The organism is Geothrix limicola (assembly GCF_030268085.1).
GTDB lineage: Bacteria > Acidobacteriota > Holophagae > Holophagales > Holophagaceae > Geothrix > Geothrix limicola.
In genome coordinates this window covers 260,159-276,833 of sequence record NZ_BSDE01000004.1, presented here as the reverse complement: position 1 = coordinate 276,833, position 16,675 = coordinate 260,159, and the positions used below count along the sequence as shown (strand labels likewise).

At 66.8% G+C, this 16,675-nt stretch carries 14 protein-coding genes and 2 tRNA genes; 11 read left to right on the top strand and 5 right to left on the bottom strand.

What is annotated here, in order from left to right:
• Positions 1-40 precede the first annotated feature (40 nt).
• Positions 41-1,297, top strand: a complete 1,257-nt coding sequence (locus QSJ34_RS12350; protein ID WP_285575617.1) for a PilZ domain-containing protein — start codon at positions 41-43, stop codon at positions 1,295-1,297.
• A gap of 4 nt (positions 1,298-1,301) precedes the next feature.
• Here QSJ34_RS12350 and QSJ34_RS12345 read toward each other — a convergent pair whose 3' ends face one another.
• The 5 genes from QSJ34_RS12345 to QSJ34_RS12325 form a co-directional block, all read right to left on the bottom strand.
• Complete coding sequence (locus tag QSJ34_RS12345; protein WP_285575615.1) at positions 1,302-3,452, bottom strand: protein kinase domain-containing protein; 2,151 nt, start codon at positions 3,450-3,452, stop codon at positions 1,302-1,304.
• 163 nt (positions 3,453-3,615) lie between these two features.
• Entirely contained in the window at positions 3,616-4,455 is an 840-nt protein-coding gene (htpX, locus tag QSJ34_RS12340) for a zinc metalloprotease HtpX (protein WP_285575612.1), read from the bottom strand.
• A 59-nt stretch (positions 4,456-4,514) separates the two neighbouring features.
• On the bottom strand, positions 4,515-6,083 hold the full coding sequence (locus QSJ34_RS12335) for a PP2C family protein-serine/threonine phosphatase (RefSeq protein WP_285575611.1): 1,569 nt from the start codon (positions 6,081-6,083) through the stop codon (positions 4,515-4,517).
• A gap of 19 nt (positions 6,084-6,102) precedes the next feature.
• Positions 6,103-6,528, bottom strand: a complete 426-nt coding sequence (locus QSJ34_RS12330) for an ATP-binding protein (RefSeq protein WP_285575610.1) — start codon at positions 6,526-6,528, stop codon at positions 6,103-6,105.
• Between the two features lie 14 nt (positions 6,529-6,542).
• Positions 6,543-6,899 carry an STAS domain-containing protein gene (locus tag QSJ34_RS12325; RefSeq protein WP_285575609.1) on the bottom strand — a complete coding sequence of 119 codons (357 nt, stop codon included), beginning with the start codon at positions 6,897-6,899 and terminating at the stop codon, positions 6,543-6,545.
• A gap of 114 nt (positions 6,900-7,013) precedes the next feature.
• Here QSJ34_RS12325 and QSJ34_RS12320 point away from each other — a divergent pair, with 114 nt between their 5' ends.
• The 10 genes from QSJ34_RS12320 to QSJ34_RS12275 all read left to right on the top strand — a co-directional run bounded on the left by QSJ34_RS12320 (position 7,014) and on the right by QSJ34_RS12275 (position 16,661).
• Positions 7,014-8,120, top strand: coding sequence for a hypothetical protein (locus QSJ34_RS12320; protein WP_285575608.1), 1,107 nt, complete (start codon positions 7,014-7,016; stop codon positions 8,118-8,120).
• 78 nt (positions 8,121-8,198) lie between these two features.
• Positions 8,199-8,492, top strand: coding sequence for an FYDLN acid domain-containing protein (locus QSJ34_RS12315; RefSeq protein ID WP_285575607.1), 294 nt, complete (start codon positions 8,199-8,201; stop codon positions 8,490-8,492).
• An 81-nt stretch (positions 8,493-8,573) separates the two neighbouring features.
• The gene (locus QSJ34_RS12310; protein ID WP_285575606.1) at positions 8,574-9,509 is read left to right on the top strand and encodes an amidohydrolase family protein; all 936 of its coding nucleotides are present in this window, start codon (positions 8,574-8,576) and stop codon (positions 9,507-9,509) included.
• 84 nt (positions 9,510-9,593) lie between these two features.
• Positions 9,594-9,670: transfer RNA gene (locus QSJ34_RS12305), tRNA-Arg, on the top strand.
• 24 nt (positions 9,671-9,694) lie between these two features.
• Positions 9,695-9,779, top strand: a tRNA-Leu gene (locus tag QSJ34_RS12300).
• Positions 9,780-9,917: 138 nt separating this feature from the next.
• On the top strand, positions 9,918-11,540 hold the full coding sequence (tig, locus tag QSJ34_RS12295; RefSeq protein WP_285575605.1) for a trigger factor: 1,623 nt from the start codon (positions 9,918-9,920) through the stop codon (positions 11,538-11,540).
• Between the two features lie 73 nt (positions 11,541-11,613).
• Positions 11,614-12,210: an ATP-dependent Clp endopeptidase proteolytic subunit ClpP gene (gene clpP, locus QSJ34_RS12290; RefSeq protein WP_285575604.1), complete on the top strand. Its 597-nt coding sequence runs from the start codon at positions 11,614-11,616 to the stop codon at positions 12,208-12,210.
• Positions 12,210-13,337, top strand: coding sequence for a histidinol-phosphate transaminase (gene hisC, locus QSJ34_RS12285; RefSeq protein ID WP_285575603.1), 1,128 nt, complete (start codon positions 12,210-12,212; stop codon positions 13,335-13,337). The genes clpP and hisC overlap by 1 nt, the downstream gene beginning before the upstream one ends.
• Entirely contained in the window at positions 13,338-15,026 is a 1,689-nt protein-coding gene (locus tag QSJ34_RS12280; RefSeq protein WP_285575602.1) for a RecQ family ATP-dependent DNA helicase, read from the top strand.
• A 180-nt stretch (positions 15,027-15,206) separates the two neighbouring features.
• Positions 15,207-16,661 carry a NapC/NirT family cytochrome c gene (locus QSJ34_RS12275; RefSeq protein WP_285575601.1) on the top strand — a complete coding sequence of 485 codons (1,455 nt, stop codon included), beginning with the start codon at positions 15,207-15,209 and terminating at the stop codon, positions 16,659-16,661.
• Positions 16,662-16,675 lie beyond the last annotated feature (14 nt).

Genomic DNA, 16,675 nt, shown 5'->3' with positions numbered 1-16,675 from the left:
TGGATGGCTCACTGCCCGATGCCTTGAGCAAGGCGGGTCGATGAATCAGATCAAACCAGGCGGATGGTCCGGGCGTGGCACGCCGGTGGAGGATCCTGCGCAAATCCGCCAGGCCATGCAGGACCTCTTCCAGCAGGAGATCGAATTCCCCATCAAGGTGGAGGGCACCCACACCCTTCCCTACACGGCCCGCGTCCAGCACATCGACGTGCCGAAGGCCATGCTGCACCTGAAGCTTATCCGGCCCCTGCCCCACGAACTGGCCCCCGGCGCGGTGTTCGAGATGATCTTCTCCCTGGGCGACCAGCGCTTCGAGGCCCCGACCATCTTCCACGGCCGCGAAAGCTACCTGCTCTACCGCTTCACCATTCCGGCCCGCATGGCGCCTTCGGACCGCCGCCGCCACAAGCGCTACCCCTTCCGCCCGCGGGAAAAGGCCTACGTGATCGCCCAGGACGGTGGCATTCCCGGCCACGGGCTTTCGGGGCCCCTCGTCAACCTTTCACTTGGAGGGCTCGCCTTCCGGGTGGACCGGGTCATGCGCCTGGACGACCACATGCGCGTGACGCCGGGCCTGGGCTTCTTCGAACGGGGGAAATCCTTCCCCCTGCTGAAGATCCGCGACCTCCCCAACCTGCCGGTCTTCGACGCCCGCGGCGTGCTGGCCAATGCCTGCGAACGGGATGGCGAGTTCATCATCGGGGTCCAGTTCGGCGAGCTCAAGGACTCCGAGCTCCAGGAAATCCAGGCCGTCCTCACGATCCGCGACCTCATGCAGCGCGCCTCCTCGGTCACCCTCGGCGACAGTCCGAAGGACACGGGCCCCCGCAGCAGCGCCGTCGAGAACAAGGGGCCCGCCGCCCGCCTCTCGCCCGCCGGCCTGGAGACCCCCGACGCCCTGCGGCGGCTGGGGCGCCGGTGCACCCGCCTCCTCCTGGCCATGCCGCCCGGGCCCGACCGCGAAGCACTGCGCCAGACCCTCTGCGCCGCGGGCTTCCTCCGCACCGAGGCCGTGGACACACCCGCCCAGGCCCTGGCCGAGTTCCAGGCCGACAAGCACTCGGCCTGCCCCCTGTTGATGCTGGAGGCCCGCCCTCAGGAAGGCCCCACGCGTGCGGACATCCAGGCCCTTCTGGAAGGTCTCGGCCAGGCCCGCGAGCTGCCCGTGGCGCTCATCGTTCGCGAAGGCGAGGTCCCGGCCACCGAGGATCCGCTCATCCGCCCCATGCCCTGGCCTTCGGCCGAAACCCCGAACTGGCTGCCCCTGCTGGATGAACTGGCGGGGCTGGTCGACTAAGAACCTAGGACACCGGCGCGACCCGCACCAGGTTGCCGCCACCGTCGACCCGGTGGAAGCCATCCTCGATGCGGTTCCCGCCACGCAACACGGGATCCGCCGCGTCCTTGGCGAGGAGGATGCCGCCCCGGGCGTTCCGGTGCACCACACACTCCTCCAGCGTGACCTGGGAATCCTCCAGCAGGAGCAGGCCCGTGTCCCGGCCCTCCTTCAGGGTGCACCGCGCCAGTAGGAGGCTGCCCCCCGGCTCCACCTGCACACCGGCCCCGGCATTGCCCGAGATCTCGCAGGCATCCAGCACACCCTGGCCTCCTTCGGAGCAGTTCACACCGAGCGACCGCCCCTCGGAGAAGGAACTATTCCGGCCCTGCACCGTGGCGCCGTGATGGATCAGCAGACCTGCCCCACCGTTGGACTGCACCACGCAGCCTTCCAGCGTGGCCAGACCCCGGTCCATCACGGAAACGCCAAAACCCGCGTTCCCCGCCACCCGGCATTGGCGCATCACGACATTGGCTCCGGACAGCACGTGCACCCCCGAGCAGGCGTGATTCCCGAGGTCGCAGGATTCCAGCATCGCCTGGCTTTTCTCCAGGGCGAGCAGGCCCGCGAAGCGGCTGTCCATCAACCGGCAATGGCTGAGCTGCACGCCGCCCTCGCCTTCCACTTCCACGGATCCGGCGTCTCCCGAAAGGGAGCACCCGTCCAGGGTGGCCTGACCGCGGGCACGCACTTTGAGCGCCAGGCCTTCGCCCGGGCCGAGCATCACTCCCTGCATGGACGCCTGTGCCTCCGGTTCCACGCAGACACCAGCCTCGCGGAAAAGCTGGAGGCCGCCGCCCTCGATCCGGACCTTGGCGCCCGTGCCCACCCGAAGGCCCATGACCCCCTGGAAGACGCAGTCGCGAAACACCGCCGAGGTTCCCGCCCCTGTCAGGTCCGCAGCCAGCCCCTCGGACTTCATCAGGCAACCTTGGATCTGGGGCGCCCCGCTGAGGATCTTCAGCGCGGGTTGCTCCGCCGCCTGGAGGGTGAGGCCGCGCAGGCTGGCCCCCGGCGTCTGGATCAGCAGGGCCGGGCCGCCCACGCCTTCGAGCACCACCTCGCCCGGCTCGCCCAGGCTGAGAATAGCCACGTCCTTGTCCACCACCACGGATTCCCGGTAGGTCCCCGGGAGCAGGATGATTTCGGTGCCCGGGCGGGCCTGTCGCAGGGCCACCTTCAGGCTCAGACACTGGCCCTGCCCGCCCTTGCCCACCCGGAGCCGCGGCGCGGTGACTTCCTTTTCCGGCGCCATGGAGGCGACGGCCTGGGCCAGAGGAGGGGCTTCGACGGGCGCGCTCATGGCCTCGCGGATCGCGGCCCCCAGGGCCTCGGCGTCGGGGTAGCGGTCCTCGGGTCGCTTCGCCAGGGCGCGCTCCACCACGGCCTTCAACCGCTTGGGCACATCCTGGAAGTCCTCCGACCGAAGGGGTTCGTGCGGATGCAGGAGGATCCGGTTCAGCACGCCGGTGGTGGTATCGCCGTGGAAGGGCTTCCTTCCGCCAGTGACGATCTCATAGAGGATCACGCCCATCGCGAAGAGGTCGGAACTGGGCGAGGCCTTGCCGGTGTCGAGATACTCGGGGGCCATGTAGCTCACGGTGCCCATCCAGGTGCCGGCCTGGGTGAGGCCCGAGGGCCCCATCTGAGCCACGCCGAAATCCATGAGCTTCGCGCGGAGGCGCTTGCCCTGGCGGCTGACGAGGATGTTGGCGGGCTTGATGTCGCGATGGATGACCTCATGCTCGTGGGCGTAGGCCAACCCTTCGCACACCTGGGCCAGCACTTCCAGCAGCTCGGCCTTGGACGCCTTCCCGCCCCGGATGATCGCTTCGAGTTCCTCCCCCCGCACGTATTCCATGGCCAGGTAGTAGAGGCCCTCGTCTTCGCCGAACTCGAAGACCGTGACGATGTGGGGGTGGTTCAGGAGGGCCGCGGCGCGGGCCTCGCGCTCGAACCGGGCCTGGGCCTCGTCTCCGAAGGCCGATCCCGCGGTGATGACCTTGAGGGCCACCTCGCGGCCCAGTTTCGGATCGCGGCCTAGGTAGACCTCGCCCATGGCGCCCTTGCCCAGAAGGCGCACCACCTCGAATTTGCCGAGCCGTTCCCGCATAAACGCCCTATCGGCACCTATGGCGGAGTCGTTCAATTTCAGGGGCCAGCCTAAAGATCCACCACGGAGACACGGAGGGCACTGAGTCAAGAATACCGAGAAAGAATGGACTGCTTTTCTCCGTGTTTTCCTCCGTGTGCTCCGTGCCTCCGTGGTGAATCCTTCAGCGCGCCTCGATGGGCATGCGCCGCAGGCGCTCGATGCGCACGGCCATGGGGGGATGGGTGGAGAAGAGGCTCATGAGGCCGCCGCCGCTGAGGGGGTTCACGATCATCATGTGGGCGGTGGCGGGCTGGGCATCGTGCATGGGCAGCTGCCGGTTGTAGCCCTCCAGCCGTTCCAGGGCCGAGGCCAGCATGTCCGGCCGGCCCGTCAGATGGGCGCTGTACTCGTCGGCCATGTATTCGCGGGAGCGGCTCACGGCCATCTGCAGCATGATGGCGGCCAGGGGCCCCAGGATCATGATGGCGATGCTGGCGATGGGGTTGGAGCGGCCCTCTTCGTCCCGCGCGCCGAAGAAGCCGGCGAAGCGCGACAGGAACATGATGGCCTGGGCGAGCACCGCCGCCAGGCTGCCGATGAGGATGTCGCGATGCTTGACGTGGCCCAGCTCGTGGCCGATCACCGCTTCCAGTTCGGGGCGGCTGAGCACCCGCATGATGCCTTCCGTCACCGCCACCACCGCGTGTTCGGGGTTGCGTCCGGTGGCGAAGGCGTTGGGTGTGTCGTCGGGAATGATGGCGATGCGCGGCATGGGCAGGCCCGCCCGCTGGGCCAGGTTGGCCACGATGGCGTGCAGTTCCGGCGCCTGGGCCTGGGAGACGGGCTGGGCGCCGTAGCTGGCCAGCACGATCTTGTCGGAAAAGAAGTAGCTCACGCCGTTCAGGAGCAGCCCGAGGAGGATCGCCAGCACCATGCCGGACTGGCCCCCGAGCATCCCGCCGATCCACACCAGCAGGCCGGTCATGGCCACGATGATGAGAAGGGTTTTCGTCTGATTCATGCGCCGATCTCCAGCTACCAGGATACGAAAGGCTGCAGTGAAGGTTCAGCCCATCCGGTTCAACCCATCCGTTTGATGACCACGAGGGTCACGTCATCCCGGAATTTGCCGTCCTCCAGGTGCTGGAAGGCCTCCACCAGCAGCGCCTCGAAGAGCTCGTCGGCCCCGGCATCCGGTCGCCGCAACACCACGTCCGCCAGCGGCCCGTCGCCCAGCTCCATGCCCGCGGCGTTTTCCGCCTCGACGAGGCCATCGGTGAAGATCACGAGCACATCGCCCGGATCCATGTGCACCCGCCCCTGAGCGAAGGTGACGCCGGGCAGCAGGCCCACCATGGGCCCCGTGGGCGCCAGCCGCACCACCTCGCGGTTGGCCCTCACGATCAGCGGGGGATTGTGGCCGCCGTTCACGTAGCGGAGGTCACCGTTCAGTGGGTTCAGGCTGCCCGCGAACAGGGTGGTGTAGCGGTTTCCGTCCCGGACGTTGTTCATGCGGCGGTTCACACGGCCCGCCAGGTGGCCCCAGTCCTCCACGCGCCGGTCCGCCATGGCCCGCAGCAGCGCGGAAAGCTGGGTCATCATCAGCGAGGCCGGAAGGCCCTTGCCGGAGATGTCGCCCACGGCCAGGTGCAGGCGATCGCTGCGGCCTTCCTCATGGGTCATCCACAGGTCGTAGAGGTCGCCGCCGACGGCCTGATAGGGCAGGTTGGCCGCCGCGCACTGCCAGCCCTCGGGCTCGGGCAGGGTCTGGGGCAGCAGGCTGCGCTGGATGTTGCGGGCCAGATCCAGATCCTTTTCCATGCGCTCGCCCTGGATGCGGGCCTCCCGCAGTTCGAGGCTGGAGAGCTGGGACGAGGTGAGGTTCAGCAGCGTGTGCAGGAAGACTTCATCGTCGTCCGACAGCTTCCCCACCGCCGGATCGGCGGCATAGGCGAAGCCGTGGCTGTGGGTCTGGTCCACCAGTTCGATGGCGTGGACGAGCCCCCGCGACTGCACCACGTCGTGAAGGGCCTCGCCCTCCAGGATTTCAGGCAGCGTGCCCAGGCCCTTGGCGTGCAGCACCTGGCCCTGGGGATCCACCACCAATAGCCGCATGATACGGAATTCGCCCATGAGCGTGTTGGCCATGAGGCGCACCAGATCCCGCCGCGTCTCCACTTCACCCAGGTTCCGGGTCAGCTCGAAGACCGTATTGAGTCGGGACAGCTGCAGGGCCAGGGACTGGTTCTGGCTGCTCCGCACCGCTTCGGCCCGGCGCCAGGCCAGGAGCGGGGCGCTGATGGAGAGCAGGAGCGGCACGGAATCCGGAAGGGGCTCGGCCCGCAGGACCAGGTGCCCGTACATCTCATCCGCGTACTGCCAGGGCCGCACCTGCCAGCCCTCGCCGGGATGGGTCGGAAAGGCCGGGGCGGCGCCCCGCAGGAAGAGCCACTTCCCCCCGTCCCAGATCCCACCCTGGCGCGCCTTGGCGATGCCCATGGCCGTGATGCCCACCAGGTGGACGAGGTCCTCGTCGCTCCCCTGTTCCGGGAAGGTCTCCAGGAAGTCGATGAGGGGCAGCAGCTCCTGGGCCCCTTCGGGGATCTTCAGGGCCAGCTGGCGGAGGCGGTCGAAGGGATTGTTCGGCATGATCATTGAACCTGGCGGTTCAGCTGATCTTCTTGATCAGGCAGCACTCGTTGCGGCCGGACACCTCGTCCGCCTTGAACTGGACTTCATCCATGAACCGGCTCATGAGCAGCAGCCCCAGGCCGCCCTTCCGCGGATGCTTGATGTATTCCTTGGGATCGGGCAGCACCATCTGGTCGCCGCGGATGCCCCGGCCCGAATGCCAAATGTGGATCTCCAGGGCCTCAGCAGTGAAACGCAGTTCCAGTTCCACGCTGTGCTCGCCCTCGCCGCCGTAGGCGTGGATGATCACGTTGGTCACGGCCTCGTCCACGGCGATGCTCACCTTCGCGGCGGTGGCGTCGTCGAGCCCGGCCACCAGGGAGGCGCGTTTGGCGAGCCCGGTCACGAGGTTCAGATAGCGCGTCTGACTCGGGATCACGAGCCTGAATTGGGATTGGTCCATTTTGGCGGCCACCCTCAATCCTTTCGCTCGGAGGCTGCCGCCAGGGCCTGGTCCTCATCGGTGAAGACCCGGTAGAGCTGGGTGAAGCCGAGCGTGTCGAAGATGGCGAAGACGTTGTCCTGGAGGTTCGACAGCAAGATGTCGCCGCCGTGCTCCCGGACCGTCTCGATCAGCCCCATGATGGCGCCCAGGCCAGCGGAGCTGATGTAGCTGAGGTCCTTGCAATTGATCAGGATGGTGTAGCGGCCCTTCTCCACGAGGTCTTCCAGGCCTTCCTCGAAATCCCGAACGGTGTGGGCATTGATGAAGCCAGCGGGCAAGAGCACCGCCACATCTCCGACTTGCCTTACCGCAATGGAAAGATCCGCCATCAGACGACTCCAAGGAACCTGGGCCATCCTATCGGTTCCCCAGGGTAATTACCAGCCAAGGGCATTCCGCGGGGAATGGGATACCCTTGAGTTCAACCTTTCGGTGAGCCCCTGATGAGCGACCCCCGCCCCGCGGACCAGCCCCAGAACGAAGCGCTCCGGACCCGGTTGGAGACCTGGGTCAATCAGCACAACCAGGCCCTCCTCGAAGAGGTCATGGCCACTTGGCAGAGCGTGCTGGCCCGTTTCCAGCCCGATGATGCCCTGCTCGCCGACCTGCGCGAGGCCGTGCCCGTCCCGGTGTCCGCCGTAGAACCCGCGGCGCCCCTGAGCCTGGAGGAGCTGTCGGATGCCGACGAGGTGCCCCTCAGGCCCGCGGGCGCCGGAGACCAGGACCTGGCGGCCGCCCTGGACCTGCTGGAAGGCGCCACCAGCCAAAGCGACCTGCTCAAGCGTCTGCTGGACGCCCTTTCTCCCCTCGTGGAGCGCAGCGCCCTCTTCATCCTCAAGCAGGGTTTGGCCTCGCTCTATGCCCTCCGGGGCTTCGAAGCCCAGGCGCCCGTCAAGCCCGGCGCCATCGTGCCGCCTCCGGACCTCGAAGCCCTGATCCAGGGTTCGACGCGGACCATTCGCAGCAGAGGGGCCGCCTACACCGCGCTCCTCGCTCCCATCAGCGCCTTCGAAGCCGCAGAGGTGGCGATCTTTCCCCTCCTGCACAAGCGGCGCGTCGTGGCCCTGGTGCTCGTGGACAGCGGCCTGCGCCAGACCCTCGACCACCCCGAGCAGGCCCGTGCCCTCGTGCTCGTCGCCGCGGCCATGCTTGCCTCCCTGGCGGCGGGCAAGGAGGAGGAGCCGCGGCACCATCCCGCTCCGGAGCCGGAACCCGAACCCCATCCCAGCGCACCCACCCAGGTCGTGCCTGAAACCATCGACCCCGCCCCCACGGGCGACCTGGACCCCCGGACCCGCGCCGCCGCCGAGCGCCTGGCCAGAGTGCTCGTGGGAGACGTGGAACTCTACTTCCCGGCCAAGGTCGCCCAGGCCCGAACGAACGGAAATCTCTACCAGCAACTGCGGGATGAGCTCGAGCGAAGCCGGGCCACCTTTGTGGAACGGTTCGGAGAGCCCGTCGAAAATCGTCACCGCATTTTTACCAACACCATCATCCAATTGCTATGCGATGGCGACGTTTCCAAATTGGGAGCCGCTCCCTGGGCCTGAAAGCCTTGCCGGCAAGGATGACAACCGGGCCTGATTCTGGTAGAACCTTGTTCCTTTGGGTACGGACGAGGACGGGCAATGGCAGATCTTGGCAAGAAATTCACATGTTTCCAGTGCGCGGCGAAGTTCTATGACTTCGGAAAGCCGGAGGCCATCTGCCCCAAATGCGGCGCCAACCAAAAGGCCGCACCCGCCAAGCCCAAGGCCGTGAAGAAGGAAAAGAGCGTCCACGTCATCGAGGATGATTTCGCCGCCGAGCCCGAAGCCGAGAACCTGGAAGAGACCTTCAGCGAAAGCGGCGTGGCCATCGAGCGCGGCCGCGGCGAAGGCTTCGATCCCGGCGACCTCCGCATGGACGACTACGACGAGTAGACGACCCCCGCTGAATCGCGAGACCGGCTGCTGCGCAGCGTGATCAGCGAGGATCCGGCGAGCCGTGAGCATAATGTGCGGGTGAGCCCAGCCACCCTCATTCCCCTCATCGACCGCCACACCCATCTCGAGGGATCCCTCGATCCGGCCTGGGTGCGTGCGGCCTCTGAACGCCGGGGCCTGAACCTTCCCGCCAGCCTGGAGACCCTCTGGTCCGGCGAGGCCGTGCCTTTCAGCGGCTTCATCGAGGCCTTCCTCTTCGGCGCGGCCCTGCTGGACAGCCGCGAGGCCGTGCGCGAGGCGACCCTGTCTGTGGCGCGACGCACCCAGCGCGCCGGCGGCACGGGTTTCGACCTCTGGGCCTCGCCCCATTTCCTCGTCGTGCACCGCCAGCAGATCTCTCTGGAAGATTTCTGGCTCGGCGTGGAGGAGGGACTCTCGGAGGCGCGCGCCATGGGCCTTCGCGCCTGCGTCGTGATCGATGCCGTCAACCACTTCGGCCCCAAGCACGGCCACGACGTCCTCAACCTGGTCCTGCCCGGCCTGCCCGCCTTCGTGAAAGGGTTCTCCACCGGCGGATTGGAAGGCTGCCTCTTCCGGGATTGGGCCCCCGTCTTCGACCGGGCCCGGTCCGCGGGCCTGCGCATCGCCGCCCACGCGGGCGAGAACGGCCCAGGTTCGAACGTTCGCGAGGCGATCCTCGAAGGCGGTGTCGAGCGCATCGTCCATGGCATCCGGGCCGACGCGGCCACCCTCGACCTGCTGGCCGAACGGGGCATCCCCGTCGATGTCTGCCCCAGCTCCAACCGCGCCCTCGCCGCCGACGTGGCCCCCCATCCACTCCCGCGGATGCTTGAGGCCGGCGTGCGCTGCGCCCTGGGTACCGACGACCCCGGCGTCATCCCCTGCGACTTGACCTCCGAGGCCCAGGCCGCCCAAGCCCTGGGCTTGGATGAGGCGGCCCTGGCCACCCTTCGGTGGCACGGGGCCGAGGATGCCTGGTGCCTGCAGCCCTGACGGGGCTTCCAGGCGGGCATCCTGCCCGGTCAACCTTGGGGTCGAAGCGCCCGGGCGTTCCAGGTAGACTAGGGGATTCGGTGCGCGCCCATAGCTCAGCTGGATAGAGCATCAGGCTTCGAACCTGAGGGTCGGGCGTTCGAGTCGCTCTGGGCGCACCACCGGTTTTTGACAATTCGGCTTTTGCGAGCGTGGCGGAACTGGTAGACGCACTGGATTTAGGTTCCAGCGGTTCACACCGTGTCGGTTCGAGTCCGACCGTTCGCACCATTTCGCAGGATTGCGAAATAGGACGGAATGGACGCGCCAGCGGCCATTGCCGCCCGAAGGGCGAGGGCACAGGATGTGCCCGAGTCACCACGAAAGCCGAATGATTCTTAGAACTTTCCCTTGCTTCACGGAGCTTCCATGTCCGCCACCCTCCATCACAATTCCCCCACCCGCAAGGCCGTCGAAGTGACGGTGCCCGCCGCCGAGGTGAGCGCCACCTTCAACGACGTGGTGGCGAAGATCGCCCCGAAGGTCCGCATCCCCGGCTTCCGTCCCGGCAAGGCTCCCCGCCCCGTGCTCATGCAGAAGTACGCCCGGGAGATCCAGTCGGACGTGGCCCAGCAGCTGGTGGAGAAGCACTTCTGGAAGGCGGCGCAGGAGACCGGCGCCCAGCCCATCTCCCACCCCTCCATCGAGAAGCTGGATCTGAAGGAAGGCGCCGATGCGGTCTTCCGCGCCCAGTTCGACGTGGCCCCCGAAGTCGTCCTGCCCGACTACAAGGCCATGGTCCTGACCAAGAAGAAGCGCGCCATCGATGAGGCGACCGTCCTCGAGAACCTCGAAGGCCTGCGCCAGCGCGCTACCAGGTACCTGCCCGTCGAGGACGGCGCCGTGGCCACGGGCCTCATCGCCACCTGCGACATCCGCGTGAAGCCCCAGGGCCTCAAGGCTCAGAGCTACCAGGACCAGGTGCTCGAAATCGACGCCACCCGCCCCTTCGACGCCCAGCTCGTGGGCATGAAGGTCGACGAGAAGAAGAGCTTCACCCTCACCCATCCCGAGGATGAGGCCAACAAGGTCCTCGCCGGCAAGACCCTCTCCTACGAGGTCCAGATCAAGGATCTGCGCCAGAAGGAAGTCCCCGCCCTGGGCGACGAGTTCGCCAAGGACATGGGCGCCTACGAGAACCTGGAGGCCCTGAAGGCTGCCGTGGCGAAGGACCTCGAAGAGGCCTCCGAGCGCGACGCCGTGGCCCGCCTGCACGCCAACATGCTCGACACTCTCCTGGATGCGGCGCCCTTCGAGGTGCCCCGCTCCATGGTGGGCCTGCAGCTCGACGACTACTGCCAGGAGTTCGCCCAGCAGGTGGCCCGCCAGGGCATGGATCCCAAGAAGGTGAACTGGCAGGCCTACCGCCAGTACCGCCTGAACGACGCCGAGCGCGCCGTGCGCAGCGGCTACCTGCTGCAGGCCATCGGCAATGTCGAGTCCATCGAAGTCCCCGATGCCGACATCGACACCGAGATCCGCAACTTCATGGCCGAGAACCAGGTTCAGCAGCCCTTCGAAGCCTTCAAGGCCGAGTTGGAGAAGCGCGGCAACACCACCGAGATCAAGGGCCGCCTGCGCACCGACCGCATCTTCGAGCACCTGCTCACCACCGCCAAGGTCACCGAAGAGCTGCTGGACAAGGCCGCCTTCGAGGCCCTGGTCGAGCTGGAGCGCAAGCGCGAGGCCGGGCTTCCCGTGAACCGCTTCGACGCCGGTGGCCTGGAGGGCGGCGACCTGGAGGGCCAGGAGGGCGGTGAGCCCGCCGCCGTGGCGCCCGTGGGCCACGTCCACGGCCCCGACTGTGACCACGATCATGACCACGCGGCCGAAGAGCCCAAGGCCAAGAAGAAGGCCGTGAAGAAGGCCGAGGACACCGAGGAAAAGCCCAAGGAAGAAAAGCCCAAGAAGGCCGCCAAGGCTGAAGCGAAGGCCGAACCCGAGGCCGAAGAGAAGCCCAAGGCCAAGAAGAGTGCCACCGCGAAGAAGTAGTCTGCGTCTGTTCGACGGAGAAGGCGCCGCGAGGCGCCTTCTTGCTATCCTGGTTCACTCAGCCGGAGGGCCCATGCCCAGCAGCTACTATCCCCCCATCGTCATCGAACAGACCCCTCGCGGCGAGCGCAGCTACGACATCTACTCGCGCCTGCTGAAGGACAACATCATCTTCCTGGGTACCGCCATCGACGACAACGTGGCCAACGCCATCGTCGCCCAGATGCTGTTCCTCGAAAGCGAAGACCCGGACAAGGACATCCAGATCTACATCAACAGCCCCGGCGGCAGCGTCACGGCGGGCCTGGCCATCTACGACACGATGCAGTTCGTGAAGAACGACATCGTCACTTACTGCATCGGACAGTGCGCCTCCATGGGCGCCCACCTGCTGTCCGCAGGCACCAAGGGCAAGCGCTTCGCCCTGCCCAACGCGCGCATCATGATCCACCAGCCCAGCGGTGGCGCCCAGGGCCAGGCCACGGAAATCGAGATCACCTTCAAGGAGATCCAGCGCCTGAAGGACAACCTCGCGGCCACCTTCGCCAAGCACACGGGCCAGCCCCTGAAGAAGGTCGTGAAGGATATGGACCGCGACTTCTTCATGAGCGCCGAGGAAGCTCTGGAGTACGGCATCGTCGACAAGGTCCTCTCCGAACGGCCAGCCTGATGAACGCAAGCCTTTCCACCGTTCCCGGCTTCGACCGTCTCTCCCGCATTCCGCTCTACGTGCCGGGCAAACCCATCCAGGAGGTGCAGCGCGAGCTGGGCCTCACCCGCATCGTCAAGCTGGCCTCCAACGAAAATCCCTGGGGCCCCACCGAGGCCGTGAAGGCCCGCGTGGCCTCGGTCATCGCCGGTTCCGAGTTCGAGGGCCTGGGCCTCTACCCGGTCAGTGACGGGTTCTACCTCCGCCAGCGCATCGCCGAGCGGAAGGGCCTGACGGCCGATCGCGTGGTGCTCGGCAACGGCAGCAGCGAGATCCTGGAGATGGTGGCCAAGGCGGCCTTCCTGGACGGCGGCAGCGCCGTCATCCCCAAGCACAGCTTCGCCATCTACGGCATCGCCACCCAGACCGCCGGCGGGCGCGTCATCGAATCCCGCGCCTCGGCCACGGATCTCGATGTGGATGACATCCTGCGCTCCGTCGCGGAGGACACCCGCCTCGTCTACCTGGGCCACCCGAACAACCCCACGGGCATCCGCCTCGAGCGCGCCGCCCTGGAGCGCCTGGTACGCGAGCTGCGCGAGGACATCGTGCTGGTGGTGGATCAGGCCTACGCCGAATACGAGGATCCCGCCGAGTACCCCGACGCCGCCGCCTACCTCGACGAGCGGCCGAATCTGCTGGTGCTCCACACCTTCTCCAAGATCCACGCCCTGGCGGCCCTGCGCATCGGGTACGGACTGGGATCGAAGGAGCTGATGACCTACCTCGATCGGGTGCGCAGCCCCTTCAACACCAACCACCTGGCCCAGGCCGCCGCGGAAGTCGCCGTGCAGGATCTGGCCTTCGAAACGTTCTCCCGCCAGAAGAACACCGAGGCCCGCGCCGCCTTCCGCACCGAAGCCGCCAAGCACCGCTGCCAGATCTCGGGCACGAGCGGCAACTTCATCCTGCTGGAAAGCGCCTTCCCCGCCGCCGAGCTGTTCAAGGAACTGCTTCAGCGCGGCGTGATCGTGCGTCCCATGCAGGGCTACGGTCTGCCCAACCACATCCGCGTCTCCTTCGGAAAACCCGAGGAGATGCAGGCATTCTGGGCCGCCGCCGGCCCCCTGCTCGACGGCGGCTGCTAGTTGGCACCAGTTTCCGAGGAGATCGGCCTCCTGAAGGCCCTGTTGGAACGCGGTGAAAGGGCTGCGTGCCGACAGGGCCTCGAGGCATTGAGAGGCCGCTACAAGCAGGATCCCGGCGCCTTCGAGCCGACCTCCATCGCGGCCCTCAAGGCCCTGGCCTCGGACCTGGAGACGCCGCCGGATCTGGAAGCGGCGCTCAAGGCCACCTTCGGTTACGGCACCTTCCGTCCGGGCCAGCGCACCATCATCGAGGCCGTGCTTTCAGGCCGGGACGTCGTGGGCATCATGCCCACGGGAGCCGGAAAATCGCTCACCTATCAGCTGCCGGCGCGGCTCCTGGGCGGCGTCACGCTGGTGGTGTCGCCCCTCATCGCGCTCATGAAGGATCAGGTGGATGCCCTCACGGAGGCGGGCCTGCGCGCCACCTTCCTGAATTCCAGCCTCAGCGCCGAAGCCCGCCGCGAGCGCATCCGCGCCCTCAAGAACGGCGAGATGGAACTGGTCTACGCCGCGCCGGAGGGGCTCGAACTCTACCTCGCCGACCTGCTGCGCGAGGTGGACCTGCGCCTCATCGCCGTCGACGAGGCCCACTGCATCAGCCACTGGGGGCACGATTTCCGCCCCGCCTACCGCACGATGGCCGGGTTGAAGAAGCGCTTCCCTCAGGTGCCCATCCTCGCCCTCACGGCCACCGCCACGCCCGAGGTCCGCCGCGACATCGCCGCCCAGTTGGAGATGCGCAATCCGGTGGAAGTGCAGGGTTCCTTCTTCCGCTCCAACCTGCGCGTCAGCGCCTACCGCAAGGGCGCCGAGGGCCTGCCCCCGGTGCGAGAGGCCATGCTGCGCCTCGTGCTGGCCCGGCGCGGCGAAAGCGGCATCATCTACTGCCTGTCGCGAAAGGCCGTGGAAGCGACGGCGGCCTTCCTCTCTGGCGAAGGCATTCGGGCCGCGGCCTACCACGCGGGCATGGACGCGCAGGCCCGCTCGGCCGCACAGGAGGCCTTCCAGCGCGATGACGTGGACGTCATCGTGGCCACCGTCGCCTTCGGCATGGGCATCGACAAGAGCAACATCCGCTACGTCATCCACCGCGACATGCCCAAGAGCGTGGAGGGCTGGTACCAGGAGATCGGCCGCGCGGGCCGCGACGGCGCCGAAGCTGACTGCGTCATGTTCTACAGCTGGGGCGACGTGCTCAGCTACGACCGCTTCACCGAGGATCTGGAGACCTCCCTCGCCCAGGCCCAGCAGCGCCAGACCCGCGATCTGTTCCGTCTCGCCGAGGCCCCGCGGTGCCGCCACCAGGCCCTGCTCGCGCATTTCGGCGAGCGGATGGAGGCCTGCGGCACCTCCTGTGACGTCTGCTCCGGCGCCGATCCGCTGGAGGCCGCACCCAAGCCCGGCAAGGCCAAGCGCGGCTCGCCCCGCGGCTCGCGCCCTCCCCTGACCGAAGGCCCCGTGGAGGGCGAAGAGCTGCTCTACCGAGAGCTGAAGGCGCTGCGCAAGCAGCTGGCCGATGCCAAGAGCGTGCCTGCCTACGTGATCTTCAGCGATGCCACCCTGCAGCAGATGGCGCGCTTCAGGCCCGCCACCGAAGCCGAATTCTTAGCCCTGAGCGGCGTCGGTCCGAAAAAGCTTCAGCAGTACGGTGACGCCTTCTTGCACCTGCTGCGCCAGCAGGATCTCTAGGATCACTCGCCGGCTGGACATCTGTCACAACCCGGAATACCCCAGATTGATATCGCTGGAGTTGCCCTCAGAAGGGCCGTGACACAACCTTGCGGGGGCCCTTAGAAGAAATTAGGGTAAGCAAAGGCATTTCCTACTCGGATGTCACCTGTCTTGCCACTTAAGCGATGGAGGTTGTTCATGAGCATCGGAGCCCGGATCAGAGACATGTTCCGGATGGCGTTCCAGTTGGGCAACAACTGGATCAGCCTGGCGGGCACGGCCCTCACCACCAGCTCGGCCTTCGTGTTGGTCTGGTTCTGGTTCATGGAACTCACGAGCCCGCGTCAGGTCCACCCCTACGCCGGCATCATGTTCTTCCTCATCTTCCCCGCGCTCTTCCTGCTGGGCCTGGCGCTGATCCCCGTCGGCATCCTCCGCGTGCGCAAGCAGCGCAAGGCCGCCGGCGAGCCCGTCCTGCCCCTGCAGGCCGTGGATTTCAACCAGCCCAGCGTGCGTCGCCTGCTCACCATCGTCGGCGTGCTCACCTTCATCAACGTGTCCATCCTCGGCACGGCCGGCATCAAGGGCGTGGAGTACATGGACTCCAACCGCTTCTGCGGCCTCACCTGCCACACGGTGATGAGCCCCGAATACACGGCCTTCCTCAATTCGCCCCACTCCCGCGTGGGCTGCGCCCAGTGCCACATCGGCCATGGCGCACCCGCCCTGGTGCGGGCCAAGATCTCCGGTTCGCGTCAGCTCTTCGCGGTGGCCTTCGGCACCTTCTCCCGGCCCATCCCCAGCCCGGTCGAACACCTGCGCCCGGCCCGCGAAACCTGCGAACAGTGCCACTGGCCTCAGAAGTTCACGGACGACAAGCTCATCATCCGCACCAAGTTCGCCGAGGATGAAGCCAACACGGCCTCCACGACCATCCTCCTGCTGAAGATCGGCGGCCACACGCCCAACGGCACCACCGGCATCCACGGCCGCCACCTCGATGCCATGGAGCGCATCAGCTACTTGTCGACGGATCCCCGCCGCCAGGAGATCCCCAAGGTCACCTACCGCGAGGAGAACGGCACGCTGACTGAGTACGTGACCGATGACTTCAAGACGATGCCCAAGGAGAAGCTGGAGAAGGCCAGCATCCGCAATATGGACTGCATCGACTGCCACAACCGCCCCACCCACGCCTTCCAGCTGCCCGACCGCGCCCTCGACAAGGCCATGATGGAAAAGCGGATGGACACCGAGCTGCCCTTCCTCAAGAAGAAGGCCCTCGAGCTCCTGAAGGTGGACTACCCCGATCAGAAGACTGCCGCCGCCAAGATCCCCGTGGCCCTCGCCGAGTTCTATCGCACCAGCTACCCCGAGATCTACAAGCACAAGCGCGCCCAGGTGGACACCGCTGGCGAGGTGGTCAAGGCCATCTACATGCGCAACGTCTTCCCCGAAATGAAGATCACCTGGGGCACGCACCCCAACAACATCGGCCACGAAGAAGCCGTCGGCTGCTTCCGTTGCCACGATGGCGGCCACACCTCCGCCGACGGCCGCACCATCAAGGGCGACTGCGACACCTGCCACACGCTCCTCGCCCAGGACGAGAAGGATCCCAAGATCCTGAAGGAATTCGGAATCAAGCAATAGAGACCCAGTGGATC